This is a genomic window from Pseudarthrobacter sp. BRE9, from assembly GCF_031844305.1.
GTDB lineage: Bacteria > Actinomycetota > Actinomycetes > Actinomycetales > Micrococcaceae > Arthrobacter.
In genome coordinates, this window is record NZ_JAUZUY010000005.1 from 39,899 (window position 1) to 66,526 (window position 26,628).

Below are 26,628 nucleotides of genomic sequence, written 5' to 3' on the forward strand. Positions count from 1 at the left end.
CCACACGTGGTGGGGGCGCCGTCGTCGTTTCGGCAGAAAGGGTTCCTCCTTGTCCCGTTCCGAAAAAGTGTCCTTCGCCGGTTCCACCGGCGAGATGCTGTCCGGCATCATTGACGTCCCGGAGGGCCCCGTGAAGGGCTGGGGCGTCTTCTCGCACGGTTTCACGCTGGGCAAGGACAGTCCCTCCGCAGCCAGGATGTGCAAGGCGCTGGCGGACAGCGGCATCGGCATGCTGCGCTTCGATAACCTGGGCCTGGGCGGATCGGCCGGGGAATGGTCCGCCGGCTCATTCAGCCACAAGGTGGCGGACACGGTGAAGGCCGCGGAGTTCATGCGCAGCGAGGGGAAGGAGATCTCCCTGCTGGTGGGCCACTCCTTCGGCGGGGCCGCGGTGCTGGCGGCAGCGCGGGAGATTCCGGAGCTCGACGCCGTTGCGACCGTGGGCGCGCCGTTCTCCCCCAAGCACGTGGCCCATGTGTTCGATGCCGCCCTGGACAGGATCCTGAGCGAGGGCAGCGCGGAGGTGGACCTGGGCGGCAAGCGGGTGGAGATTCGCCGGCACTTCGTGGAGGACCTGGAGAACGCGGACCTGACGGACTGCATCAAACAGCTCCACAAGCCCCTGATGGTGCTGCACTCCCCCACGGACAACACCGTGGGGATCGAGAATGCCAGCACCATCTTTCAGACTGCCCGGCATCCCCGGAACTTCGTGTCCCTTGAAGGAAGCGACCACCTCCTGACCGGCAAGGGCCAGGCCGCCCGGGCGGCGCGGATCATCGCGGCGTGGGCAGACCAGTACCTCGACGCGGCACCTGCCTGACACCCGCAGCCCGCGCCGGGCCAGGGCGGCGCGGCCGGGCCTGCTTGCACGTCAGGTTTGTGGCGTCGTCCGCCGGGCCCCGAGGATCGTCTTGCGCGGGGCGGTGCCGGAGTCCAGGTCCGCCTCACGGACGGCCGCCCAGCCCGCCGCGACAAGGTAGACCTGGCTGACCAGGTTGAACCAGATGAGCAGGCCGATGATGATGGCAAACGGCGCCAGGATGGGGTTGCGGCTGGCACCGCCAAGGAGCTCGGTGCTGAAGATCTGCAGGATGGTGGTGCCCACAGCAGCCAGGACAGTCCCTTCGACCAGTGCCCGGCGGGACAGCTTCAGCCCCGCGGCCAGCCGGAACATGATCAGTGCCGTGACCCAGTTCAGGACAAGCGGAACAACGATCTTGACGGAAGTGGTCAGCGGACCGGCAACGGCAGGGCTGAGATGCAGGAAATCCGCCACCCACCCGGCCAGCGTTCCGAACACCAGCGAAGCACCGGCGCTGATCACCAGGGCGACGCCCAGCAGCAGCAGGGTGCCCGCGTCGCGCAGCTTCATCACGACGGGATTGACCACCAGCGGAGGCAACTGCAGGACGCCGCGCAGTCCGTCCCTTATGCCGTTGATCCAGCCCAGCGACGTGATGACGGTGACCCCGGCGGCAATCACAGCGGTCCAGCCGAGGCCGTCCGGGTTCAGGAGGTCCTTCGGGTCCACCAGACCTTCCCCGTTACCGACCTTAAGGAGGCCCGGGGCACTTTGCGCCACGGTGGCAATAATGGTGTCAAGCAGGGCGGGCTGGCTCCTGAGGACAAGCCCGGCAACTGAGAAGCCGGTAGTCAGGAGGCCTGTGATGGAGAAAAACATCCGGAACCCGATGCCCGCGCTCAGCAAGGGGCCGTGCTGGAGGTTGTAGTGCTGAAACGCCCGCATCGGACGCAGGGTGTTGAGCTTGGCCTGCAGCCATTGGATCGTGGCCATCAGGCCCGGCAACAGTCCGGTCCTGGATCTCCTGGCTTTGCCCCATTCCATCCGCTTCTGGATGACCGCCAGCTTCAGCCCGGCATGATCGGTGGGCAGGGGCTGGCCGTTAACCTGCGTCGGTTGAGGTGTCCGTGAAGCGGGTGCCGGCGTCGTTGTCAGTTTCGGTCCCAAAGTCCAGCTCTTCCCGTAGCTGCCAGATGCCGTCCGCATCATGCTCATAGAGTCCCATGCTAACCACGGGGAAGGTGGCCCTGTAATTCTTCAGCGCCGTTTCGGCCTCATCCAGGCTTTCCGGCGCGACGTCATGGGCGATCGTAACGTGCGGATGGTAGGCAAAGGGCAGTTCGCGGTGGAGCGGGCCGTGCTGGAGCTTACGGTGCAGGCCCACACAGTCATCGAACCCGTCCTCCACCTTGATGAAGACCACCGGTGAGACGGGCCGGAACGTTCCGGTCCCGGCGATAGTCACCATGAACGGGCTCTGGCAGCGCGCAACTTCGCGCACATGGCGGCGGGTTGCTTCCCAATCCTGGGTGGGGGTGGTGGTGACCAGCGTGATGTGTGCCGGCACCACATCCGCCAGCGGGTCCCCAAAAGAAGCCCGCCAGCGCTGCAGTTCCTCAGCCACCTCGGGCGGGAAGCCCAGGATGACACCAACGCTGATGTCTTCCGTACGTGACGGCGCATGGCCGGCCTGCCCGGTGTCGTCCGCTGGGTCGCCTTGGGGGTTAGCGTGGGTTGCCGCTGCCTGACGGGAGCGGGAACCTGCCCTTGCGGTGACTTTGCTGGATGGCATGGCGCTAGCGGACCCCTGCGAGGCTGAGGGACGGCAGGAAGCCCATCCGCTGGTACACCTGGCCAAGCGTTACGGAGGCGATCTCGCGGGCCCGTTCCGCGCCCAGGGCCAGCAGCCGGTCAAGCTCGGCGGGATCGGCCATCAGCTCATTGGTCCGGTTGCGGAGCGGGGTGATGAGATCCACCACCACGTCGGCGAGGTCAACCTTGAGGTGGCCGTACATCTTGCCCTGGTACTCCGACTCAAGCTCGGCCACCGGCTTGCCCGTGAGGGAGGAGTAGATGGTCAGCAGGTTGGACACTCCCGGCTTTTCCTCAGGATCGAAGCGGATGTCCGTGCCGGCGTCGGTCACCGCCGACTTGATCCGCTTGGCAGCGATCTTGGGATCCTCCAGCAGCTGGATGGCACCGTTCGGGGACTCCCCCGTCTTGGACATCTTGGCGCTGGGATTTTGGAGGTCGTAGATCTTGGCGCTTTCCTTCACGATCGTGGCCTCGGGAACTGTGAACGTGTGGCCGAACCGGGTATTGAAACGCTGCGCCAGGTTCCGCGTGAGTTCCAGGTGTTGCCGCTGGTCCTCGCCGACGGGCACGAGGTCGCTTTGGTACAGGAGGATGTCCGCGGCCATCAGGGTGGGGTAGGCGAAAAGCCCCAGGGTGGCGGAGTCCGCGCCGGACTTCTGGGTTTTGTCCTTGAACTGGGTCATCCGGGAGGCCTCGCCAAACCCGGTGATGCAGTTCAGCGCCCAGGCGAGCTGCGCGTGCTCGGGGACATGGGACTGGACGAAGAAGATGCTCTTGTCCGGGTCGATGCCGGCCGCGATGTACTGGGCCGCCACAATGCGGGTCCGCTTGGCCAGCTCTGCGGGGTCGAAGTCAACCGTGATGGCGTGCAGGTCCGGGATGAAGAAGACGGCGTCGTACTCCGCCTGCATGTCCACCCAGTTGCGCACGGCACCGATGTAGTTGCCCAGGTGCAGGGAGTCGGCGGTGGGCTTGGCGCCGGAAAGAATGCGCTTCTTGGCAGTGGGGGAAGTCTGGCTCGTCATGGAAAAACTTTCGGGCTTAGAGCTGGTAGTCCACTACCAGCGGGGCGTGATCGGAGAAGCGGGTGTCCCAGGTGGCTGCACGGTCCACGACGGCGGAAATGGCGGAGGCCGCCAGTTCGGGGGTGGCCAGGTGGTAGTCGATGCGCCAGCCGGTGTCGTTGTCGAATGCCTTGCCGCGCCAGGACCACCACGTGTACGGCCCGTCGATGTCGCCGGCAAGGTTCCGGTGGACGTCATGCCAGCCGATCTCCTCACCGAAGAACCGGTCGAAGTAAGCACGTTCCTCGGGCAGGTGCCCGGCCTTCTTGAGGTTGCCCTTGGAGTTCCGGATGTCCCGGGGCGTGTGGGCCACGTTCAGGTCCCCCACTACCAGGGCGTGGTCGCTGTGCTTGGTCAGCTCCGGCAGGCGGGTGCTCATGACGTCCAGGAACCGGAACTTGTCGTCCTGCTTGGGAGTGCCTACTTCACCGGAGTGCACGTAGGCACTGGCAACCGTGAGCTGCACGGGGTTCCCTGCGGTGTCGCGGACCCGGAAATCGGCTTCGACCCAGCGGCCGGCGGTGGCGAAGTAGTCGTCCCCGATGCCGTTCCTGGTGGCCAGCGGCTCCTCGCGGGAGGCAATCGCGACGCCGGAGCGGCCCTTCGCTTCAGCCTCGGCGTGCAGGATATGCCAGCCCTCCCCCAGCAGCTGCCGGACGACGGCGTCGGGGGCACGGACTTCCTGCAGGCAGAGGATGTCCACTTCGCGTGGCTCCAGCCAGGCCGCCATACCGTTCTTGTAGGCAGCCCGGAGGCCGTTTACGTTAACGGATGCGATGCGAAGGTGGTCCTTCTTCAATGCCGAGCTCACCCGCTCCACTCTAGTCGATGATGGTTCCGGTCACCGGCTCCCCGCTGCCGCCGGAAGACTTGATCATGTCCCTGGCGTTGGTGGCTGTGATCTCGATGGTTTCAAGGGCGCGGTTGATGGTGTCCTGGTTGGCGGCGGCGCCCTTGGCCCGCTCCTCCTCCACCACACGGATCTGCACCTGGACGATCTTGAAGGAGTGGTCCAGCTTCAGGTCCCGCACCTCGTCAGCCTCGGAACGCTCGTAAATCACGCGGGTGCCGCCGTGATCGGCAGAGGCGCGGGCCGGTGCCCGGCCAGTTGCTGTGTTAAAGGCACTCTGCGCCTCGGACAGCTTTGCGCCGGCTTTCCTGGCGGCCCGCTGGATGCTGAAGACCACGAACGCAGCCAGCGCCAGCCAAAAGGCGGCGATGATGGCGACAACCCAGCCCACGACGTCGTTCTGGTTGGCGGCGAAGATCACGGCCACGATGAACGCCGTCACCAGGACCATCAGGCCCGGCCCGCTGATCCGGAACATCGAAAACCCGCCCCGGGCGGGTTTGGAGGATGACGAGGAGCTGCCCAAAGTTCGCATGCAGCTATTGTCTCAAACGGCGGACGATGCTCCCGCCGTCTTCCACCCCCGGCGAACAGGGCTACTTGAGGAACAGGCTCCGCAGCCGCAGGGTGGTCAGCAGCATGCCGACAGCGGTCATCACCAGGTAGTAGCCCACATGCAGCGGCGTGGCAGCGGTGAAGCTGCCGACACTGATCTGCCGCAGCAGTTCCACACCGTGCCAAAGCGGCATGGCCTGGATGAACCACTGGATGGGCTGCGGGTAGACGCTGAGCGGGTAGAACGTGGCGCTGAACAGGAACATGGGCAGCAGGATGAAATTGATCCAGTCCATCTGCTGAAAGGTCTTGAGGAAACTGGTGATGCCCATGCCCAGGCTGGCAAATCCAAAGGCGATCAACACCGAGGCCGGGATCATCAGCAGCGCCCAGGGCGTGGTGATCAGTCCCATGACGCCCATGACCGCCGTGAAGCCGGTGGCATAGAGCATCCCCCGCAACAGGGCCAGGAAGATCTCGCCCAGCGCCACATCCAGCGGACCCAGCGACGTATACAGCATGCCCTGGTAGAGCTTGGCGAAGTTCATCTTGAAGAAGACGTTCCAGGTGGAGTCGTAGACGGCGCCGTTCATCGCCGAGACAGCCAGCAGTGCAGGTGCGATGTAGGCCGAATAGCTGATCGTGGTTCCATCGGGCCCCTGGACGTCGCCCACGATGGCGCCCAGTCCCACGCCCATGGAAAGGAGGAACAGCACCGGTTCGAAGAACCCGGATACCATCACCAGCCAGTTGGTGCTGCGCGTGGCCATCAGCCCGCGGGCAATGACGGCCCTGGCATTACCCGAATACAACTTCCCGAAAGCGCGGTTGCGGGCCTCTTCCGTCACGCTCCGGGAGGCGCCGCCGGGAACCCGGCCGCCGGCGCTGCCTGGGCCCGCCAGCGCGCTCATTCACCCATCCTCAGGGCAAAACGGCGCCGTGTCAGCACCCAGCCAGTAGCTGCAAGCGCCGCCAGGACGGCTACGTGAAGGACAGTGAGCAGCGGTGGTTCCCGGTAGCCGAAGCTGAGCACCCGGCCCAGTTCGGTGCCGTGCCAGATGGGCGAAATCCATCCCACCCAGCGGACGGCCAGCGGCAGGTTGTCCAGCGGGAAGAACGTCCCGGAAAACAGGAAGAGCGGCATCACGATGAACCGCATCACCAGCGCGAACTGGCCCTTGTCCTCCGTGATCGAGGCGGAGTACGCCATCAGCGGCAGCCCGAAAGCCAACCCTGTCAGGGTCGCCACCAGGATTCCGGCCCAGCCCCAGCCCGACGGCGAGGCACCAAAAAGCACCACGGCGGCGAAGTAGATGGCCGACTGCAGCACCAGGCGCAGCGTCACGGCCACGATCTGCCCCGCGGCAATCTGCTGCGGCGTCAGCGGTGACGCGTGCGGCCCGTAGTAGATCCGGCGCCACTTGAAGCCATCCATGATGGGAAACGTGAACTCATTGGCCGCGGTCATCACGGCGGCGGACACCAGCAGCGCCGGGGCGATGAAGGCCAGGTAGGACACGCCTCCGAAAACGGCGTTCCCGGTATCCACCAGGGTGGCCAGGCCAACCCCCATGGCGAAGAGGTAGGCCACAGGCTGGCCCACGCTGTACATCAAGATGGACCAGGTGTAGCCCTTCATCACCCGGAGCACCTGCTCGGCATAATAAAAGGCGCCCCAGCGCCGCGCCTTGGCCGCCGAAACCGCCGCCGGGTGCGCCCGGACACCGGACGGCGTCGCAGCCGGTGTAGTCAGCTGCCGTTCAGTCGCCTGCTGTTCAGGCGCACTGGGGTTCTCAGTCAACGAGGCTCCTGCCGGTGAGCCGCAGGAACACGTCCTCCAGCGACGACCTGCGGACCAGCGATGTCAGCGGCCTCAGGCCGCGGGCCGATACCTGCTCAAGGGCTGACTCGCCGTCGTGGGCATACATCAGCACCCGGTCCGGCAGCACCTCAAGGCGCTCCCCGATCCCTTCCAGCTGCGACCCGATAGTGGCGTTCCGCTCGGAACCGAAGCGCAGCTCCACCACCTCCCGGGTCGAATGCTCGCGGATCAGCTGCGCAGGTGAGCCCTCCGCCATGATCCGGCCCTTATCCACCACGATCAGCCGGTCGCAGAGCTGCTCGGCCTCATCCATGTAGTGGGTGGTCAGGATCAGGGTGACGCCCTGCTCCTTGAGCCGGAACAGGCGGTCCCACAGGATGTGCCGGGCCTGTGGATCCAGGCCCGTGGTGGGCTCGTCCAGCAACAGGATCCGTGGTTCGTTGATCAGGGAACGGGCGATGGTAAGCCGGCGCTTCATGCCGCCGGAGAGCGCGTCCACCTTCGACGTGGCCTTGTCCGTCAGCTGGGCGAACTCCAGCAGTTCGTCGGCCTTCGGCTTCAGGTAGCTCATGGGCAGGCCGAAGTAGCGGCCGTAGACCAGGAGGTTGTCGCGGACGCGCAGTTCCTGGTCCAGGTTGTCCTGCTGCGGCACCACGCCCAGGTGGGCGCGCACCTCGGGTCCGTGCGTGTCCGGGTCCAGGCCCATGATGCTGAGCCGGCCAGCGGACCGGCGCGTCACGCCGCCGATCATCTTCATGGTGGTGGATTTGCCCGCCCCGTTCGGCCCCAGCAGCCCGAAGGACTCCCCCGCGGGCACGGTGAAGGAGATGCCGTCCACGGCGGCCACGTCGCCATAGGTCTTGGTCAGGTTCTCGGCGGAGATGACAGTGGGGGGCGCTTTCCGTCCGCCCGCCCGGGCAGCGGAGGGCAGGATGGCTTCGTTGTGCACCCTCCGCAGACTAGTCGGCCTTTTAGCTGCGTGGAAGTGTCCTCGTTAACACAGGTGGGTTAAGTACGACGGCGGCCCGCACCTTTTCGAAAAGGTGGGGGCCGCCGTCGGGCTGCTTGCTTTAGACGCTTAGGCGATGCCCGCCTTGCGCTCCGCGGCCTCGACTACGTTGGTCATCAGCAGCGCCACAGTCATGGGGCCAACGCCGCCGGGGTTCGGCGAAATCCAGCCGGCTACCTCGGCAGCTGCAGGCTCGATGTCGCCGTGGACCTTGCTCTTGCCCGTCTCGGGGTCGGTTTCCCGGGTGACGCCAACGTCCAGCACGGCGGCGCCGGGCTTCACGTCCGAGGCCTTGACGATGTGCTTGGCACCGGCGGCCCCCACGATCACGTCCGCCTGGCGCAGCAGCTCGGACATGTTGGTGGTGCCGGTGTGGGTCAGCGTTACCGTGGCGTTGATTTCGCGCCGGGTCAGCAACAGCCCGATGGACCGGCCGATGGTCACACCGCGGCCAACAACCACCACGTGCTTGCCCTTGAGGTCGTAGCCGTTGCGCAGGAGCAACTCGATGACACCGCGGGGTGTGCACGGCAGCGGCGAGGTGATCTTGCCGTTGACATTGAGCACCAGCCGGCCGAGGTTGGTGGGGTGCAGGCCGTCGGCGTCCTTGTCGGGGTCGATCCGTTCAAGGATGCGGTCGGTGTCCAGGTGCTTGGGCAGCGGCAGCTGGACGATGTAGCCGTGGCAGGAGGGGTCAGCATTGAGTTCGTCAATGAGGGCCTCAACCTGCTCCTGGGTGGCGTCGCCCGGAAGCTCGCGCTGGATGGAGTTCATCCCGATCTCCACCGACTGCTTGTGCTTCATGGACACATACAGCTGGGAGGCGGGATCTGCGCCCACCAGCACCGTCGCGATGCCGGGGGTGATGCCGCGGGCCTTCAGGGCCGCCACACGCTCGGTCAGTTCGGCCTTGATGGCCGCCGCTGCTGCCCGTCCGTCAAGGATCCGGGCAGTCTTGGTTGCTTCAGTCATGGGTCACCACTGCTCGTGCTGCGGGTACAGCGGGAAGTCGGCGGCGAGCTTGTCGACGCGGGCCTGCAGGGATTCAACGTCGGCGCTGTTGCCGGCCTTGAGTGCGGTGGCGATGATGTCGGCGACCTCAGTGAACTCCTCGGCACCGAAGCCGCGGGTGGCCAGGGCCGGAGTGCCGATGCGCAGGCCGGAGGTGACCATCGGCGGGCGGGGGTCGAACGGAACGGCGTTGCGGTTGACGGTGATGCCCACGGAGTGCAGCAGGTCTTCCGCCTGCTGGCCGTCCAGCTGCGAGTTGCGCAGGTCGACGAGCACCAGGTGGACGTCCGTGCCGCCGGTGAGGACGGAGACGCCGGCTTCGGCGACGTCGGCCTGGTTGAGGCGGTCAGCGATAATCTTGGCGCCTTCCAGGACGCGCTCCTGGCGCTCCTTGAATTCCTGCGTACCGGCGATCTTGAAGGCCACGGCCTTGGCGGCGATGACGTGCATCAGCGGGCCGCCCTGCTGGCCCGGGAACACGTTGGAGTTCAGCTTCTTGGCCCACTGTTCCTTGGCCAGGATTACACCCGAGCGCGGACCGGCCAGCGTCTTGTGCACTGTAGAGGTGACGACGTCGGAATGCGGCACCGGGCTCGGGTGCAGTCCGGCGGCAACCAGGCCGGCGAAGTGTGCCATGTCAGTCCAGAGCAGCGCGCCCACTTCATCAGCAATGGAGCGGAAGGCGGCGAAGTCCAGGTGGCGGGGGTAGGCGGACCAGCCGGCAATGATGACCTGCGGCTTTTCGGCGATGGCCTGCTCGCGGAGCTTGTCCATGTCGATGCGGAAGTTGTCTTCCTCGACCTGGTACGCGGCAACCTGGTAGAGCTTGCCCGAGAAGTTCAGCTTCATGCCGTGGGTCAGGTGGCCGCCGTGCGCCAGGGACAGGCCCAGGATCTTGTCCCCGGGGGTGATCATGGCGGAGAGCGCGGCGGCGTTGGCCTGCGCGCCGGAGTGCGGCTGGACGTTGGCGTACTCGGCGCCGAACAGTGCCTTGACCCTGTCAATGGCCAGCTGCTCTGCAACATCAACGTATTCGCAGCCGCCATAGTAGCGGCGGCCCGGGTAGCCCTCGGCGTACTTGTTGGTGAGGACGGAGCCCTGGGCCTCCATGACGGCACGGGGCGCGAAGTTTTCGGAGGCAATCATTTCCAGGGTGCCGCGCTGGCGGCCGAGCTCCTGGTCCAGGACTGCGGCGATTTCAGGATCGAGCTCAGCCAGCGGCTGGTTGCTCACGGCTGTGGTTGAAGTGGCTGTAGTAGTCACGAAGAACTCCTGGCTAGGGAAACGGGCACTGCTTAGGTCAGGCTACCGGCTGGAGCACTCCCACCCCGCCTTATGACAGGACTTGAAAGCGCAGGCATGGCGCTGCTGCGCTGACGCGGGTGCAGCCCCATTTTCCGGCAAAACATGACCCTCGGCCCAGGCGTACGATCCGTGGTCTTCGTGATTGCCGCTCCCTGGTGGTTAGCCACCCAACGCCAGTTGCGACCATCCCAGCCTACCAAAACCGGCGCCCGCAGCGCGGGTAGGCTATTACGCGTGAATGAAGAGCAGCTGAACCAAGCGTACGTTGTAACCCTGTCCTGCCCGGACCGTCCCGGAATCGTCCACGCGGTGGCTGGAGCACTGCTCGTGGCAGGGTGCAACATCATGGATTCGCAGCAATACGGCAGCCCTTCAACGGGAAACTTCTTCATGCGGGTTGAGGTGACCACGGCAGCGGCCAAGTCCGAACTGCGTGCCGCGCTGGAGCCCGTGGCGGAGGCCTTCTCCATGCAGTGGAACCTTAATACTGTCGGCGACAAGGTGCGCACGCTGGTGATGGCCAGCACCTCGGCCCACTGCCTCAATGACCTGCTGTTCCAGCAGCGCTCCGGCACCCTTCCCATTGAGATCCCCGCGATTGTGTCCAACCACCAGGACCTCGCTGGGCTGGCCGAGTTTTACGGCATCCCGTTCCACTACATCCCGGTGACCAGGGACACCAAGGTGCAGGCAGAGGACAAGCTGCGCGCCCTCATCGCCGAGCACGATGTCGAGCTGACCGTCCTGGCCCGCTATATGCAGATCCTCTCCGACGAACTCTGCACCGAGCTGACCGGCAAGGCCATCAACATCCACCACTCGTTCCTGCCCTCCTTCAAGGGCGCCAAGCCGTACCACCAGGCGCATTCCCGCGGCGTGAAGCTGATCGGCGCCACTGCCCACTATGTGACGGCCGCACTGGATGAGGGGCCCATCATCGAGCAGGAGGTCATCCGGGTGGACCATGCCCGCACCGCTGAGCAGTTCGTGCAGATGGGCCGCGACGTCGAGGGCCGGACCCTGGTCCAGGCCGTGCAGTGGCACGCCGAGCACCGGGTGCTCCTGGACGGCAACCGGACGGTGGTCTTCAACTAACGCGCCCCGGGATTTCGCTGCACGGGTTTCGACGGAGGGGATTCGAGGCGCGGGTCCGGACGCCGGGCGGCGGCTGGCTGTGCCGGGCCGGGACGGCTAGCTGCTGCCTCCCCTGCGGGCCCTGGCCAGATATCCGCCCATAAATCCGCCGGCCACCAGGACGATCGCGCCGAACCGGGCCAGCCGAACACCCAACCTGCGCCGGCCGCGGAGCCGGGCAGCCCAGGACCCGGCAAAGATCAGCACAGCGGTCGCGTTCAATCCGGCGTGCACCACGCCAATGCGCTGCGTCTGCCGCCCTGCCAGGGCCCACTCAGCCCATCCCGTCAAGGCGGTGGGAGCTGCGGTGATAACGCCAAAACCTACCAGCCGGGTCGCGGCCCGCTGGCTTCCGGTGTCCGAGTACAGGTCCAGGAACATCGCCATGAACCACGCCCCGAAGGGCGCATCAGTGAAGATGACGTGCAGGGGAATTCCGGTTGCCTCTCCGTGGAGGACGTTCCGGAGCCGCTCGTTTTGGACCAGGCGGCCGGCCAGGGGCCTGGCGGCATTCACCGGTGTGTCGAGGGCGTCCAGCCGCTCAAGCCTTCCCATGAACCGGCGGAAAGGGCTGGTCGCGCCGCCGTCGCCCCTCCGCAGTTGCAGCACCGGGAATTCCAATTGCCGTAGCTCCATAGCCTCAGGGTAGGGATGGGTGCCAGCCGCTGTCAGGCCGAAAGCCCCTTGCGGGGCCGGGGTCACTTGGCCGGCCCGCGCAGTGCCCTAGGCTTGGCCCATGGCTCCTCTGTACCCTTTCGCCGGGAACACCCCGGCTGTCCATGACTCAGCATTCGTCGCCCCGTCGGCCTCGATCATTGGCAACGCCACCCTGGGCCCGGACTCCAGTGCCTTCTACGGCGTCTCCGTCCGCGCCGACACCGCGGCCATCACCGTAGGTGCCGGCAGCAACCTGCAGGACAACGTGGTGCTGCACGCCGATCCAGGCTTCCCCTGCACGGTGGGCGAACGGGTCAGCGTGGGCCACGCCGCCGTCGTGCACGGCTGCACGGTGGAGGACGACTGCCTGATCGGGATGGGCGCCACCGTCCTCAACGGCGCGGTCATCGGCGCCGGCTCGCTGGTGGCCGCCGGCGCCGTAGTCCTCGAAGGAACGGTGGTTCCGCCCCGGTCACTGGTGGCGGGCGTGCCCGCCAAGGTGCGCCGCGAACTCACAGAGGAAGAGTTCGACGGCGTTCGCGCCAACGCGGCACGCTACGTGGAGCTCGCGGCGAAACACCGCGAGCTGTCCCCACCCACCCCCTAACCTCGCAAGCTCGGCCAGGGAACCTGGCGGGCGAGGGCCCACGCTAATCCAGGCTGATCGGGCCGAACTCGTCCAGCAGGTCGCCCGGGCCGGGGTTGCCCGGAGCGGAAGCCCCTCCCAGGTGCTGCACGACGCCCCACACCGCGTTCAGCCCCGTGGTAACGGCCCCTTCCGCCCACCCGGCGGTGAAGGAGACGTCGTCGCCGGCCAGGAAGATGCCGCGCTGTGACTCGGGCAGCTCGTCCTGCTTGAAGTGCGTGAACAGCCGCTGCTGGTAGCGGTAGTGCCCGGGCAGGTTGGCCTTGAAGGCGCCCATGAAGTTGGGGTCCGCTTCCCAGGACACGGTGATGGGCTGCCCCACGATGTGGCCGGCGATGTCCACACCGGGGTAGATCTGCTCCAGCGAGTGCAGCATCAGTTCAACGCGTTCGTCGGCGTCCAGGGCCAGCCACTTCAGGGCGTCATCGTTCCAGGTGTAGGAGAGCAGGATGACGGCGGGCTGGTCGGGGCCGTTGTCCAGCAGGTAGGTGGCCCGGTTCAGCCGGTCGGTCAGCGTCATGGACAGGACCTCGTTGCCGGTGTCCGGGTCGATGTCCTTCCAGAAGGGCCGGTCCACCATGACGAACGTCTTGGAGGACTGCATGTAGTGCGATTTCTCCATGGCGGTCCACAGTTCGGCGGGAAACAGTGCCTCCTCGGTGTGGATCCGGGTGGACAGCAGCCAGGACTGGCAGGTGGTCACCACGGCCGGGTAGGTGGCCTCGCGGCCCCAGCGTTCGCGGATCCGCAGGTTTCCGTCCGGGTCGCGGCTGATCCTGCCCACGGCTCCGCGGGGCGAGCCGGAGTGCAGGGAGGCAAGGGAGGTGCCGGCGGGCCAGTGAACCATGTCCGACGGCGCGTGCTGCCACAGTGCCTCGGGCAGGCGCTGCGCTCCGCCCCGGATGAAGCGGTGCTGGTCGTCCGCGTCGGTGTAGACCACGCGCAGGATTTCAAGGATGGAGTTGGGGAAGTCGGTGTCCCAGCCGCCGGTGCCGAAACCCACCTGGCCAAAGGCCTCCCGGTGGGCGAACCCTGCCTTTTTGAAGGAGTCGCTGGCGGCGATGAAGCCGTAGAAGGTCTGCTCGTCCATCAGCGGAAGCAGTTCGTTCCACAGTTCCTTGATGCGGGCCATGTCCCGGGAACGGATGGCGTCCTGCATTTCCACGAACTTGGCGCCGTCGTTGACCGCGGCCTTCCAGGCGTCGGCCACCTCGCGGAAGAACGGCGGAAGGTCGCTTGGCTTTTCCGCGTAGTGCTTCTTCCCGGCCAACTCGATCACGGTACTGGAGGTGGCCTCGGCGAGGGGGTTCGGGAAGTCCTGGGTCTCCAGCCCCAGCAGGTCAACGTAGTGGTAGAAGGCCTTGCCCGACACTGGAAAGCGCATGCCGCCCAGGTCCGCCACTACTCCGGGAGCTGCAGGGAAGGCGGCGGTGCGGAGCCGCCCGCCGATTTGGTCCGCTTCATAGACCACGGGCCGCAGTCCCAGTTTCATCAGTTCATAGGCGGTCACCAGGCCGGAGACGCCGGCGCCTATGACGGCGACCTCCGTGCCGTAGAGCTCCGGCGGGATGGAGCCCAGGCCGTCAGGGTGGGCCAGGTACTGGTCGTAGCTGAACGGGAAGTCGGGGTTCAGCATGGTGATGGGAGCTGCGTGCCTGTCGAGGACCCGTCCGGCGGCATCGACGGGAGCCGCGGAGGTGCTGGAGGGGTCGAAGGCCGGCAGTTCGGTGGCGGTGGTCATGATAGTTCTGCTTTCACAGGTTCCTGGCTTGGGGCCTTGGCGGTCAGTTCACGGTAGTCGAGCTCGCTGAGAGCCGCTACCTTCGAGTTCCGGCGTCCATAGCCGAAGTAGATGGCAATCCCCACGAGCATCCAGGCACCAAAGACGACCCAGGTCTCGGCACCAAGGTTCGCCATTAGGTAGGCGCACATCAGTGTGCCCAGCACGGGGCTGGCGGGGTACAGCGGTACCCGGAAGCTTCGCTTCAGGTCCGGGCGGTTGCGCCGCAGGTAGATGACGGCGACATTGACCAGCGCGAAGGCGAACAGCGTTCCGATGCTGGTGGCATCGGCGAGGGCGCCGAGCGGGACCAGCCCTGCGGTGAGGGCGACGGCGGTGCCAACGATCACGGTTCCGGCGGCCGGGGTGCCGGTCCGGGCGGAGACCCGTCCGAAGACCTTGGGCACGAGGCCGTCCCGGGACATCGAGAGCAGGATGCGGGTCTGGCCGTACAGGACCGTGAGCACGATGCTCGCGATGGCAAGGACAGCGCCGACGGAAAAGACCAGGGCGATCCATGGCTGGTGGGTGGTCTCCTCCAGGATCTGGACCAGGGCGGCCTCGGTGCCGTCGAACCAGCCCCAGGGCCGGGCGCCGATGGCGGCGACGGCCACGAGGACGTAGATGCTGGTGACGATCACCATGGACAGCAGGATGGCGCGGGGAAGATCGCGCTTGGGGTTCCTGGCCTCTTCACCTGCAGTGGATGCGGCGTCGAAGCCGATGTAGGAAAAGAAGACCCGCGATGCTGCTGCGGACACGCCTGCGGCACCCATGGGCATCAACGGTTCAAAGTTGCCGGCGTTGAAGGCGGTAAAGGCAACTACGCAGAAAAACAGCAGGATGCCTATCTTAATGACGACGATGGCGGTGTTGATCCAGGCGCTTTCACGCGCGCCGCGGACCAGCAGGACCATGGCCAGGACCACGATGGCCACCGCTGGAATGTTTACCAGTCCGCCGTCTCCCGGAGGCTGCGACATGGCGTCGGGCAGCACCTCTCCGAACGCTGCCAGCGCCTCGTTGACGTACTGGCCGGCGCCCACGGCAACGGCAGCGACCGAGACGGCGTACTCCAGGACAAGGCACCACCCGCAGATCCATGCCATGCCTTCGCCCATGGTGGCGTAGGAGTAGGAGTAGCTTGAGCCCGCAACGGGAACAAGGCCTGCCATTTCGGCGTACGACACCGCGGAGAGCAGCGCGGCCAGGCCGGCGATGACGAAGGAGATCCAGATCGCCGGGCCGGCCAGCGGAACCGACTCGCCAAGGATGACCAGGATGCCGGTCCCCAGGGTGGCGCCGACGCTGATCATGGTCAGCTGGAGGACGCCGAAGCTGCGCACCAGCCCGGTGCCGCCCTCGCTGCTTCCGGCCTCGCTGACCATCTGGCCGATCGGTTTACGGCGCAGCAGCTGCGCCCCGAGGCCGGGCCGCCCGCCGCTTGGCGCAAAGGTTTTTTCGGTGGTCACAGGCACAGTCACCGTTGACGTCCCTTCAGAGTAGTTGGTCGGTTTCCCCTCCCCAAGGTTGGCATGTGAGCCAACTCTCAGCCCGGTGCAAAATGACTTATAGTGATAAACCATGAGTCTTAATGCACATCACCGGCCAGTCGCGCACACCTATGCCGGCTGAGCCCGCCACGTCCGGACGGCTGAGCTTCGTCACCCTCCAGCAGTTCCTCGACCAGCTGCCGCCGCTGCTGAAGATGCTTCACGACGGCGGCAACGGCGGCCAGCTGCTGCGGTGGGTTGAGCCCAGCGAGCTGGAGGACCCCACGCCCTACCTTCCGGAGGGCGAATTCCTGCTCACGGCCGGCCTTCCCTTCCTTGGCGGCGGCGGATCACCTGCCAGCGTGGACGCGTACGTCCTGCGGCTGGTGGACGCCAAGGTTGCGGCCCTGGGCTTCGGGATCAGGCCCTATTTCGACGCCGTCCCGGACGTGCTCCTCGACGCGTGCCGGCGGCACAACCTCACCTTGTTCGAGGTGCCGGAGTCGCTTCCCTTCGCGGCGATCGGCCTGCAGTTTTCACAACTCCTGGAGACCGACAACGCCCGGGTCTTCCGGCAGTTGGCAGAGACCAACCGGCAGCTCATGCGCGCCGTCCTCTCCCCCAGGCCGGAGCACGAACTGCTGGCCGCCCTGGTCCAGCGCGTGCCCGTGTGGGCCGTAATGGTGGGAGCGGACGGCCGGGTCCGCGCCCGCGGCACCAGTGCCGGCGGCAGCCCCGCCGTCGAACATTCCCTGTTGGAGCCCATGCTGGAACGGCTGCTGTCCGGCCGTGGGCCCCGGGTGGAAATGGACGGCTTTGACCAGCCCGGATCGGCACTGGTGGTGGGCCACCCGCTGCGGAGCGCCAGGGACGCCAACCTCGGCGCCCTGATCCTGGGCTCCGACGTCCCGCTGACCCCCGCACAGAACAACGTGGTCCAGTCCGCCGTGGGACTGCTGGAGCTGCTGGTCCGGCAGCGGACCAGCGGGTCCTTGGCCCCCAGCCAGCTGGCCACCGCCGTCCTGCTGCATCCCGAAAGCCTCACCACCGGCGGCACCAAGCACCTCACCGGACTCAAGGACCTGCTGGCGCAAAGCCTGTCCTCCACCCGGTCCGCACCTGTCCGCGTAATTCAGGGCGTCAAGGTGGAAGCGCCGGAGTGGCCGGCCGGAGACAGCCCGGTCAGGGAACTGCTGCAGTGGCGGCGGATGTTCGATACGAAGCTGGTGGAGATCACCGACTACGGGTTCGCTGCGGTGACCCGGCTCAAGGTGGACGATGCGCTGCTTGCCGAGGTCGAGAAGCTCGGGTGGCGCCTGGTGGTTGGCGAACCCACCGAGCTGGCCAGCCTTCCCGCCGCCTACCAGCGCGCCAGCTCCCTGCGGAGCCAGGTCCAAAGAAGCGGTTCAAGCATCCGGGCCGACGAAGTGTCCTGGTCGGTCACGGGCCTGCTTGGCCGTGAGGCCGGGACCCTGCTGGCCGAACGGCTCCTGCATCCGGTCCTGTCGCTTGAACCGGACCGGCGCGATCCGCTGCTGGCCGTCCTCCGCGGCTGGCTTGGCGAAAACGGCAGCTGGGACGGTTCCGCCAAGCAGCTGGGGCTGCACCGCAACAGCGTGCGGCGCCAAATCGGGGTCCTCAGTGAACTGCTCCAGATGGACCTGAACCAGGCACAGGTCCGGTCAGAGCTTTGGATAGCCCTGCAGTACACCGAAGGGCTGACCGCCGGGACGGGCTAATGGCCAGGAGCAGGGGCGGCGGCTAGGGCGTGCTGTCCCCCGGCCGGCCTGTTTCCCGCGGCAGGCCGGCCTCCCATTCCCGGTACAGCTGGGGCCGGCGCTCCCGCAGGTACGGCACTTCGTCCCTCGCAGCGCGGACCGCGTCCGGGCCCACCTCGGCGAAGAGCAGTGCGGGCATTTCGCCTGCCTGGGCGAGGAGTCCGCCATCGGGTCCCGCCACCACGCTTCCGCCGCCGAAGATGTAGGCGTCCTCGGCGCCACAGTGGTTGGCATATGCCACGTTCAGCTGGCTTTCCAGCGCACGGGCCCGGATGAGCACCTGGGGCACGGCCTCGTAACCGGCCGACAGCGCGGTGGGGACCAGGATCAGTTCGGCGCCGCGGCCGGCGGCTGCCCGGGCGGCTTCGGGGAACTCGATGTCGTAGCAGATCAACAGGCAGGTGCGGATGCCGTTGAAGTCCACGACGGCGGGTGGTTGCGCGGCAGCCACGAACGCCTTGCGTTCCTCGTTGCCGAAGAGGTGCACCTTGGCGTACCTGAGTAGTTCTGCGCCGGTGGCATCGACCAGGGTGGCAGAAATGTGCCACTCGGGGGTCTGGGCTGGCTCCGGATCCGCGCCGCCGCCGCCGGCCGTTTCGGCGGGAAGGCTGTAGACAAGCGCGATCCTGTTCCGGCGGGCGATGTCGGCCAGCCGTTCGCGGATGCCGGGAAGGCTTGCCGGATCAAGTTCGGCGCGCACCCGCAGGGGGGCGTAGCCCACGGGGAACAGTTCCGGCGTCAGGAGCAGGTGGGCGCCGGCGTGGGCCGCCCGGTTTGCGGCCTCGTCAATGGTCCGAAGATTGGCCTCAACGTCCAGGACCACGGCGTTCGCCTGCAGGACGGACAGCAGCATCGTTACCACCTTCTGTTCCCCTGTCCCTACGGAATGGATGGGCAGGATTGATCTCAGTTCCAGCCTAGCCAGCTGCGCACCGGGACGGCGGGTCGTTTGGACCCGGCCGGCACGGGGCCGGGACGGAATGCACGGAAACGGGCGAGTGCGCGCGTGACGGCGGGTTGTGTACAGACTCGCGCATGCATGCGTTAACTTCTTGACTACAAGAGCAGCGATAGGGCAATCTTCTTAGCATGTCCGCAACCACGCGCTCAACGAGGAGCAAGCCCAAGAACCCCGGTTCGCAGTCCGCCCTGCGGCAACTGAACCAGCAGCGGATTATCGAGGCCCTCATGGGCGGCCCGTCCACGCAGGCGGAGCTCGCCCGGCAGACAGGACTCTCCACTGCCACCGTCTCCAACATCGTCAAAATCATGCTGGATTCCGGCCTGGCGTCCACAGAACCCATCACCAGTTCCGGCCGCCGGGCGCTGAACGTGCGGCTGAACAGCAACGGGGCGGTGGCGGTGGGGATCGACTTCGGCCGGCGGCACCTGCGGGTGGTCCTGGCTTCGCTCAGCTACCACGTCATCGCCGAAGAATCAGTACTCCTCCCTTTGGGCCACCAGGCGGAGGAGGGCATCCGGGCGGCGGTGGAACTGCTGGAGAAGCTGCTCCGGGAAAGCGGGGTGGAACGCACTTCGGTGGTGGGTGCCGGCGTCGGCATTCCTGGCCCCATTGACCGGCGGACCGGGACCGTCGCGCAGGGTGCAATCCTGCCCGAATGGGTGGGGATCAACATCCTTCAGCATCTTGAGGAAACCTTGAGAATTCCCGTCTTTGTTGACAACGACGCGAATCTGGGGGCGTGGTCCGAAGTAACCTGGGGGCAGCATTCGGGGGTCAACAACCTCCTGTTCCTGAAGATCGGTTCCGGCATTGGCGCCGGCCTGATCCTGAACGGTTCGCCCTACTACGGCAACGTGGGAATCACTGGCGAGATAGGTCATGCCACCATCCATGAGCAGGGCTTGGTATGCCGCTGCGGCAACCGCGGATGCCTGGAGACCATAGCCTCCACCACCACCATGATCGAGCTCCTCAGCCGGGGCGAGGACCGGCCCCTGACGCCATCGGACATTATCCGGAAGGCCCGCAACCGGGACTCCGCCACCCTGCGCGTAGTGGACGACGCGGGCCTTGCGGTGGGCCGGGCGCTGGGCAACGTGGCCAACCTGATCAACCCCGAGGTAATCGTGGTGGGCGGTCCGCTGGCGGGTCTTGGGGACATCCTGCTGGACCCTATCCGGCGGGGACTCATCCGGCATGCGGTGCCGGTCATCGGAGAGACCACCACCCTCACCATGTCCTCCCTGGGAGACCGCGCAGAGGCGCTCGGTGCCGCCGCCCTGGTCTTCCAGCATGCCGGGATCCGGAAGACCTAGACCATTTCGTTATCCAGCAATTGCGTTAAAGACTTGACGACAATAGCTGTGATCCAGTTTACTTTTGGTTCAGACGGCCCTGCGCTTTGCCGGCCGGACAAAGAAGTCATTGCATTGGAGGGTTAGGGCAATATGACGTCCCAGACCACGCAGACGGACCCGATCATCCTCGAGATGCGGTCCATCACCAAGGAATTCCCGGGCGTTAAAGCGTTGGATAACGTAAGCCTCCGGGTAAAGGCCGGCGAGATCCACGCCATCTGCGGCGAGAACGGCGCCGGCAAGTCCACCCTGATGAAGGTTCTCTCGGGTGTCTACCCCTACGGCAGTTACGACGGCGACATCGTCTACCAGGGGCAGGTCCAGCAGTTCAGGGATATCCGGGCCAGCGAACACGCCGGCATTGTGATCATCCACCAGGAACTGGCGCTGATCCCGGAGCTCTCCATCATGGAGAACATCTTCCTGGGCAACGAGCCCACCAAGCGCGGCGTCATCGATTGGGCCGAAGCCCGGCTGCGTTCCCTGGACCTGCTGGCCCGCGTGGGACTGCGCGATGATCCGGATACCCCCATCAAGGAAATCGGTGTCGGCAAACAGCAGCTCGTGGAGATCGCCAAGGCCCTGAACAAGTCCGTCAAGATCCTGATTTTGGACGAGCCCACGGCCGCACTCAACGAGTCCGACTCCCAGCACCTGCTGGACCTGATGCTTGGCCTGAAAGCCAAAGGCATCACGTCGATCATCATTTCGCACAAACTCAACGAGATTGAGCAGATCGCCGATTCCATCACCATCATCCGTGACGGCAAGTCCATTGAGACCCTTGACGTCAAGGCTGACGGCGTTGACGAGGACCGGATCATCAAGGGCATGGTGGGCCGGACACTGGAATCCCGGTTCCCGGACCACACGCCAAAAATTGGCGAAGTGTTCTTCGAGGTCAAGGACTGGACGGTGGGCCACCCGGCCATCCAGGACCGCCTCGTGTGCAAGGGTTCCAACTTCTTTGTCCGGCGCGGCGAGATCGTCGGATTCGCCGGCCTCATGGGCGCAGGGCGGACCGAGCTGGCCCGCTCGGTGTTCGGACGGTCCTACGGAAAGTTCATCAGCGGCCATATCTACAAGAACGGCCGCGAGGTCACCCTTAAGAATGTCCGCCAGGCCATCGACGCCGGACTGGGCTACGTCACCGAGGACCGCAAATCCCTGGGCCTGAACCTGCTGGACGACATCAAGACCACCACCGTGGCGGCCAACCTGAGGAAAGTCAGCCACAACTACGTGGTGGACGCCAACCAGGAATTCACGGTGGCGGAGGAGTACCGCAAATCCCTGCGCACCAAGACGCCCTCCGTGGAGGAAGGCGTGGCCAAACTTTCCGGCGGCAACCAGCAGAAGGTTGTGTTGGCCAAGTGGATGTTCACCGACCCCGACCTCCTGATCCTGGACGAGCCCACCCGCGGCATCGACGTGGGGGCAAAGTACGAGATCTACGGCATCATCCAGCAGTTGGCCAACCAGGGCAAGGGAGTCATCGTCATCTCCTCGGAGCTCCCCGAGCTCCTGGGCCTGTCCGACCGTATCTACACGATCTTCGAAGGCGCCATCACCGGCGTCCTGAACAAGGACGAGGCCACTCAGGAAAGCCTGATGAAGCTGATGACCTCCGCCACCCGAAAAGCCGCCTGAACCTCTGGCCCATTCCAGAACCTTCCGGACACAAGGACTGAAACCATGAACGCCCTCAAGAAGCTTTTTGGCGGGAATACCCGTCAATTCGGCATGATCTTCGCCCTGGTGGCGCTGATCATCTTCTTCCAGATCGCCACCCAAGGCCGGACGCTTACCTCCGGCAACGTCATCAACCTCTTCAACGGCAACTCCTACATCCTCATCCTGGCAATTGGCATGGTGCTGGTGATCATTGCAGGACACATCGACCTTTCCGTCGGCTCCGTCGCGGCCTTCGTGGGCGTCACAGTGGCGCTGGCTATCCGCGACTGGGGTATCCCCTGGTACGCCGGGGTGCTCCTTGGCCTGCTCCTCGGTGCCCTGATCGGCGCCTGGCAGGGCTGGTGGACAGCGTATGTCGGAATTCCGGCGTTCATCGTGACGCTGGCCGGCATGCTGCTCTTCCGCGGCTTCAACCAGTTCGTGGGCAAGTCCAACACCATCCCGGTCCCCTCCGACTTCCAGTACCTGGGCTCCGGCTACCTGCCCGAAGTAGGACCGAACCTGGGTTACAACAACCTGACCCTGCTGCTCGGCCTTGCCGCTGCCGCTTTCGTGGTTGTCAGCGAGCTCCGGTCCCGCGCCAGGGCCAAGGCACTTGGTGCTGAAGTTCCCGAAATGTGGGTCACCGTCCTGAAGCTGGTCCTCATCTGCGCGGCCATTCTCTACGCCACCTACCTGTTCGCCACGGGCCGTCCGGGCACCTCCTTCCCCATCCCCGGCCTCATCCTGGCCGTCCTTGTCCTGATCTACGGCTTCATCTCCTCCCGCACTGTCATCGGCCGCCACATTTACGCCGTGGGTGGCAACCGGCATGCAGCAGAGCTGTCCGGCGTCCAGTCCAAGAAGGTCAACTTCCTGGTGATGATGAACATGTCCATCCTGGCGGGCCTGGCCGGCATGATCTTCGTCGGCCGGTCCACCGCATCAGGTCCGTTCGACGGCGTCGGCTGGGAACTGGACGCCATCGCCGCTGTCTTCATCGGCGGCGCGGCCGTTACCGGCGGCGTGGGCACCGTGATCGGGTCCATCATCGGTGGCCTGGTGATGGCCGTCCTGAACAATGGCCTCCAGCTCCTCGGCGTCGGTGCAGACCTGACCCAGATCATCAAGGGCCTGGTCCTCCTGATCGCCGTCGCCTTCGACGTTTACAACAAGAGCCAGGGCAAGACGTCGATCATCGGCATGCTGACCAGGAACTTCAACCGCCCCTCCGGCGGTGGCCCGAGCAACCCGCTCCAGCCCGACGAAACCACCTCCACCAAGGAAGCGATCGCCAGGGAAGCCTGAGCACCCGCGACCTGACCGAGTTATACACAACACAGAGAGAGAACCAACAATGCGAATGTTTGGTAAAGCAGGAAAGGCCGCAGCGGTTGCTGCTATCGCAGCACTGGCGCTGACGGGCTGCGGCCGCTCGGAGTCCCCCTCGGGCGGAGCCAGCGGAGGCGCAGGAGGATTCGACCAGAACTCCTCCATCGGCGTTGCACTCCCGCAGAAGACCAGTGAGAACTGGGTCCTGGCCGAGAAGCTGTTCAACGACGGCCTCAACGGTGCCGGTTTCAAAGCTGACGTCCAGTTCGCCAACGGCGGCGTGTCGGAGCAGCAGAACCAAATCAGCGCCATGGTCACCAAGGGTGCCAAGGTCATCATCGTAGGTGCCATCGACGGCTCCCAGCTGGGAACCCAGCTGAAGCAGGCCAAGGACAGCGGCGCCACCATCATCGCCTATGACCGTCTGCTGCTGAACACCGAGAACGTGGACTACTACGTGGCCTACGACAACTTCAAGGTCGGTGTCCTCCAGGGCCAGGCCCTGCTGGAAGGCATGAAGGCCAAGAAGCCGTCGGGCCCGTACAACATCGAGCTGTTCGCCGGTTCCCCCGATGACGCCAACGCAAAGGTCTTCTTCGACGGCGCCATGAGCGTCCTGAAGCCGAAGATCGACGACGGCACCCTCAAGGTCCTGTCCGGCCAGACTGGCTTCGAGCAGGCTGTGACCCAGGGCTGGAAGGCAGAGAACGCCCAGCGCCGCGCTGACACGCTCCTCACGGGCAGCTACGGCAGCGCAAGCCTGGACGGCGTCCTCTCCCCCAACGACACCCTGGCCCGCGCCGTCCTGACCTCGGTCAAGGCAGCCGGAAAGCCGACTCCGGTCATCACCGGCCAGGACTCCGAGGTCGAGTCCGTCAAGTCCATCCTTGCCGGCGAGCAGTACTCCACCATCAACAAGGACACCCGCAAGCTCGTTGAGCACGCCATCACCATGGTCAAGGACCTCCAGGCCGGCAAGAAGCCTGAGGTCAACGATGACAAGTCCTACAACAACAAGGTCAAGACCGTTCCGGCATACTTGCTGGAGCCGGTCATCGTGACTTCGGCCAACGTGAAGACGGCCTACAAGGACGATCCGGTACTCGGCCCGATCACCAAGTAACACCTTTAGAAGCAGCCGCGTAAAACCGGCAACCGGAATGCCCGGTCCCCGCCAGGGGGCCGGGCATTCCTGCATCCTGACGCCAGCCGCCTTCCCTCACAGCCCAGGCACAGGTTGGGCCGGATTCCTGCACAGGATGCCCGGCGAGGGTTGAAGCGAAGCCGGCCCTCCGCGCCGGCACTGAGTCATAGGAGTAACGTGAGCGTCCTTGCCCGAAGCGTAGGCAATGCCTTCAGAAACAAGGTCCGCACCGCAGCTGTTGTCGCGGTGCTGGCCGTCGCCATTGGCCTCGCCCTGGCCATGCTGGTGGCAAACCAGGCGGTCGGAGCGAAAGTGCAGGAGCTCAATGCCTCCGTCGGAACCGTCCTGACCGTCAACCCCGCCGGCGGGCAGGGCTTCGAAGGCGGCGGTGAACCGCTCACCACCGACCAGGCAGCCATGGCTGCCGGCGTGCCCAACGTCAGTGCCGTCGTCGGGACCTCAACGCTGCGGCTGCGCAACGCCACCGACGCCGCCGCACAGACCGCTGCCGGACAGTCCGGCCAGACCGGCCCCGGCGGTCAAGCCGGGCAGGGCGGCCCCGGGGGCCAGGCGGCGGCCACCTTGACCACCAGCCTGACGGCCGCGGTGAACGCAGGCACCCTTGGCAACCGCAACCAGCAGGCCAACGGGACCACGGGCGCCACCGGAACCACCCAGCAGCCCGTCCGGTCCCTGCCGATCACCGCCACCGGTATCGGTGCCGGGGTAGACACCACAGGCAAGGCTCTGAACATCACGCAGGGCTCCGGGCTCGGCGACTACACGGCGGCATCCACCAGTGCACTGCTGGGCACCACCCTGGCGGAGAAGAACAACCTCACTGTCGGATCCACCTTCACCATCAACGGCCAGACCTACACGGTCTCCGGATTGTTCGACGCCGGCACCGCCTTTGGCAACAACGCCGTGTATGTAACCCTTCCCACCGCCCAGGCCCTCGCCGGCACACCGGGTGAGCTGTCCAGCATGATCGTCACCGTCAATTCCATGGACAACGTCTCCGCCACCAAGACGGCACTGCAAACCGCATTGGGCACCGACAAGGCTGACGTTACGCAAGGCCAGAACCTGCAGACCGCGGTCAGCTCCCTGGACAGCGTCAAGAACATTTCCTTCATCGCCTTCATCGCCGCCCTGGGCACGGCGGGACTCATCATCCTGCTCATCATGGTGATGCTGGTCCGCGAGCGCCGCCGCGAGATCGGCGTCCTAAAGGCCATCGGCGCACCCAGCCGCACCATCGGCCTGCAGTTCGTCCTCGAAGCACTGGTCCTCGCGGCCCTGGGCAGCGCGATAGGTGCCGCCATTGCATCGTTCGCAAGCGGCGGCATCGCCTCCGCCCTGATCAGCAGCAACACCACCACAACCGCTGCCACCACGGGCCGCGGCTTCCCGGCCGGGGCAGGTGGGGCAGGCTTCCCGGGCGGCCAGGGCGGACCCTTCGGCGGGGCTTCCCAGCTGTTGAACTCCGTAACCGCCAGCGCGTCACCGGAAGTTATCGCCGGTGGCATCGCTGCCGTATTCGGCGTCGCCATCATCGGCGCCCTGGTTCCCGCGCTGCTCACGGCGCGCATCCGTCCCATCGAAGTCCTGCGAGGAGAATAGCCATGATTGAAGTCAAGAACCTGGTCCGCACCTTCAAATCCGGTGACCGCACCATCAAGCCGGTCAACGACGTCAGCTTCGTCCTGGAGCAGGGCACCCTGGCCTCGATCGTGGGCAAGAGCGGCAGCGGCAAAAGCACCCTGTTGTCCCTTCTGGGTGCACTGGACAAACCCACCAGCGGGGACGTCGTCGTCAATGGTGTCAGCCTGGCCAGCATGCCCGATGCCAAGCTCACCGAATACCGCCGCCGTGACATCGGCTTCGTATTCCAACAGTTCAACCTGATTCCCAACCTGTCCGGGCTGGACAACGTGATGCTGCCCATGGAGTTCGCCGGGATGCGCAAGACGGCAAGGCTGCAGCGCGCCAAGGAGCTGCTGGAGCAGGTCCAGCTGGACCCGTCCAAGCACGAGCGGCGCATCAACCGGCTCTCCGGCGGCGAGCAGCAGCGCGTGGCCATTGCACGGGCACTGGCCAACGAGCCCACGCTGATCCTCGCCGATGAGCCGACGGGCAACCTGGACGAGCAGACCGGCGACCACATCATCGAGCTCCTCAGCTCGCTGAGCCGGGACCACAACACCACCATCCTGGTGGTCACCCACGACCGGGCCCTCGCCAACAAGACCGACCGCCGCTTCCGTCTCCAGCAGGGCAAGCTGACGGAAGAGCCGGTCCGTGGCCGGACCGCCGTCGCAGCCTCCGCCTGACGGGCGTCACGGGGCCAAAGGTGGGCACGTCCCGTCCCGCCTTTGGTCCCTTTTCCCTCCTGCCTCCAGCCAGGACTTCCCGGGCACCCGCGCACC

Annotated in this window: 24 protein-coding genes; 10 read left to right on the forward strand and 14 right to left on the reverse strand. The window is 65.8% G+C overall.

Annotation, left to right across the window (positions count from 1 at the left end; genetic code table 11):
- The first annotated feature begins 49 nt into the window (after positions 1-49).
- Positions 50-823, forward strand: a complete 774-nt coding sequence (locus Q9R31_RS11330) for an alpha/beta hydrolase (RefSeq protein ID WP_311262829.1) — start codon at positions 50-52, stop codon at positions 821-823.
- A gap of 51 nt (positions 824-874) precedes the next feature.
- Here the strand turns inward: Q9R31_RS11330 and Q9R31_RS11335 are convergent, their stop codons facing one another.
- The 10 genes from Q9R31_RS11335 to glyA all read right to left on the reverse strand — a co-directional run bounded on the left by Q9R31_RS11335 (position 875) and on the right by glyA (position 10,194).
- Positions 875-1,798 carry a YihY/virulence factor BrkB family protein gene (locus Q9R31_RS11335; protein ID WP_311262830.1) on the reverse strand — a complete coding sequence of 308 codons (924 nt, stop codon included), beginning with the start codon at positions 1,796-1,798 and terminating at the stop codon, positions 875-877.
- Between the two features lie 109 nt (positions 1,799-1,907).
- Entirely contained in the window at positions 1,908-2,597 is a 690-nt protein-coding gene (locus tag Q9R31_RS11340) for a 2'-5' RNA ligase family protein (RefSeq protein ID WP_311262831.1), read from the reverse strand.
- A 4-nt stretch (positions 2,598-2,601) separates the two neighbouring features.
- On the reverse strand, positions 2,602-3,645 hold the full coding sequence (gene trpS / locus Q9R31_RS11345; RefSeq protein ID WP_311262832.1) for a tryptophan--tRNA ligase: 1,044 nt from the start codon (positions 3,643-3,645) through the stop codon (positions 2,602-2,604).
- A gap of 16 nt (positions 3,646-3,661) precedes the next feature.
- Positions 3,662-4,495 carry an exodeoxyribonuclease III gene (locus tag Q9R31_RS11350; protein WP_311262833.1) on the reverse strand — a complete coding sequence of 278 codons (834 nt, stop codon included), beginning with the start codon at positions 4,493-4,495 and terminating at the stop codon, positions 3,662-3,664.
- A gap of 10 nt (positions 4,496-4,505) precedes the next feature.
- Positions 4,506-5,069, reverse strand: a complete 564-nt coding sequence (locus Q9R31_RS11355) for a hypothetical protein (protein WP_311262834.1) — start codon at positions 5,067-5,069, stop codon at positions 4,506-4,508.
- A gap of 61 nt (positions 5,070-5,130) precedes the next feature.
- Entirely contained in the window at positions 5,131-6,000 is an 870-nt protein-coding gene (locus tag Q9R31_RS11360) for an ABC transporter permease (RefSeq protein WP_311262835.1), read from the reverse strand.
- Positions 5,997-6,842, reverse strand: coding sequence for an ABC transporter permease (locus Q9R31_RS11365; protein ID WP_311263026.1), 846 nt, complete (start codon positions 6,840-6,842; stop codon positions 5,997-5,999). The genes Q9R31_RS11360 and Q9R31_RS11365 overlap by 4 nt, the downstream gene beginning before the upstream one ends.
- A gap of 40 nt (positions 6,843-6,882) precedes the next feature.
- Positions 6,883-7,860, reverse strand: coding sequence for an ABC transporter ATP-binding protein (locus Q9R31_RS11370; protein ID WP_311262836.1), 978 nt, complete (start codon positions 7,858-7,860; stop codon positions 6,883-6,885).
- A gap of 129 nt (positions 7,861-7,989) precedes the next feature.
- Positions 7,990-8,892, reverse strand: coding sequence for a bifunctional methylenetetrahydrofolate dehydrogenase/methenyltetrahydrofolate cyclohydrolase (locus tag Q9R31_RS11375; RefSeq protein WP_311262837.1), 903 nt, complete (start codon positions 8,890-8,892; stop codon positions 7,990-7,992).
- 3 nt (positions 8,893-8,895) lie between these two features.
- Positions 8,896-10,194, reverse strand: coding sequence for a serine hydroxymethyltransferase (gene glyA / locus Q9R31_RS11380; RefSeq protein ID WP_311262838.1), 1,299 nt, complete (start codon positions 10,192-10,194; stop codon positions 8,896-8,898).
- Between the two features lie 276 nt (positions 10,195-10,470).
- Here glyA and purU point away from each other — a divergent pair, with 276 nt between their 5' ends.
- Positions 10,471-11,331: a formyltetrahydrofolate deformylase gene (purU, locus tag Q9R31_RS11385; RefSeq protein WP_311262839.1), complete on the forward strand. Its 861-nt coding sequence runs from the start codon at positions 10,471-10,473 to the stop codon at positions 11,329-11,331.
- A 96-nt stretch (positions 11,332-11,427) separates the two neighbouring features.
- Here purU and Q9R31_RS11390 read toward each other — a convergent pair whose 3' ends face one another.
- Positions 11,428-12,006 (reverse strand): DUF2231 domain-containing protein, encoded by a 579-nt coding sequence (locus Q9R31_RS11390; protein WP_311262840.1) that lies wholly within the window; start codon positions 12,004-12,006, stop codon positions 11,428-11,430.
- Positions 12,007-12,106: 100 nt separating this feature from the next.
- Here Q9R31_RS11390 and Q9R31_RS11395 point away from each other — a divergent pair, with 100 nt between their 5' ends.
- Positions 12,107-12,634: a gamma carbonic anhydrase family protein gene (locus Q9R31_RS11395; protein ID WP_311262841.1), complete on the forward strand. Its 528-nt coding sequence runs from the start codon at positions 12,107-12,109 to the stop codon at positions 12,632-12,634.
- A 43-nt stretch (positions 12,635-12,677) separates the two neighbouring features.
- Here the strand turns inward: Q9R31_RS11395 and Q9R31_RS11400 are convergent, their stop codons facing one another.
- Positions 12,678-14,414, reverse strand: coding sequence for an NAD(P)/FAD-dependent oxidoreductase (locus Q9R31_RS11400; protein WP_311262842.1), 1,737 nt, complete (start codon positions 14,412-14,414; stop codon positions 12,678-12,680).
- On the reverse strand, positions 14,411-15,841 hold the full coding sequence (locus Q9R31_RS11405; protein ID WP_311263027.1) for an amino acid permease: 1,431 nt from the start codon (positions 15,839-15,841) through the stop codon (positions 14,411-14,413). Before Q9R31_RS11405 ends, Q9R31_RS11400 begins: the two co-directional genes overlap by 4 nt.
- 236 nt (positions 15,842-16,077) lie before the next feature.
- Between Q9R31_RS11405 and Q9R31_RS11410 the strand changes: the two genes are divergently transcribed.
- The gene (locus tag Q9R31_RS11410; RefSeq protein ID WP_311263028.1) at positions 16,078-17,685 is read left to right on the forward strand and encodes a PucR family transcriptional regulator; all 1,608 of its coding nucleotides are present in this window, start codon (positions 16,078-16,080) and stop codon (positions 17,683-17,685) included.
- Positions 17,686-17,707: 22 nt separating this feature from the next.
- On the opposite strand, the gene Q9R31_RS11415 is transcribed toward Q9R31_RS11410, so the two are convergent.
- Entirely contained in the window at positions 17,708-18,577 is an 870-nt protein-coding gene (locus Q9R31_RS11415) for a nitrilase-related carbon-nitrogen hydrolase (protein WP_311262843.1), read from the reverse strand.
- Positions 18,578-18,813: 236 nt separating this feature from the next.
- Between Q9R31_RS11415 and Q9R31_RS11420 the strand changes: the two genes are divergently transcribed.
- From Q9R31_RS11420 to Q9R31_RS11445, 6 genes are all read left to right on the forward strand, one after another.
- Positions 18,814-20,004, forward strand: a complete 1,191-nt coding sequence (locus Q9R31_RS11420; protein WP_311262844.1) for an ROK family transcriptional regulator — start codon at positions 18,814-18,816, stop codon at positions 20,002-20,004.
- Positions 20,005-20,136: 132 nt separating this feature from the next.
- Positions 20,137-21,696, forward strand: a complete 1,560-nt coding sequence (mmsA, locus tag Q9R31_RS11425) for a multiple monosaccharide ABC transporter ATP-binding protein (protein ID WP_311262845.1) — start codon at positions 20,137-20,139, stop codon at positions 21,694-21,696.
- A 45-nt stretch (positions 21,697-21,741) separates the two neighbouring features.
- Positions 21,742-23,028, forward strand: coding sequence for a multiple monosaccharide ABC transporter permease (mmsB, locus tag Q9R31_RS11430; RefSeq protein WP_311262846.1), 1,287 nt, complete (start codon positions 21,742-21,744; stop codon positions 23,026-23,028).
- A 49-nt stretch (positions 23,029-23,077) separates the two neighbouring features.
- Positions 23,078-24,175 (forward strand): substrate-binding domain-containing protein, encoded by a 1,098-nt coding sequence (locus Q9R31_RS11435; RefSeq protein ID WP_311262847.1) that lies wholly within the window; start codon positions 23,078-23,080, stop codon positions 24,173-24,175.
- Positions 24,176-24,373: 198 nt separating this feature from the next.
- On the forward strand, positions 24,374-25,822 hold the full coding sequence (locus Q9R31_RS11440; RefSeq protein WP_311262848.1) for an FtsX-like permease family protein: 1,449 nt from the start codon (positions 24,374-24,376) through the stop codon (positions 25,820-25,822).
- Positions 25,823-25,824: 2 nt separating this feature from the next.
- Positions 25,825-26,532 (forward strand): ABC transporter ATP-binding protein, encoded by a 708-nt coding sequence (locus Q9R31_RS11445; protein WP_311262849.1) that lies wholly within the window; start codon positions 25,825-25,827, stop codon positions 26,530-26,532.
- Positions 26,533-26,628 lie beyond the last annotated feature (96 nt).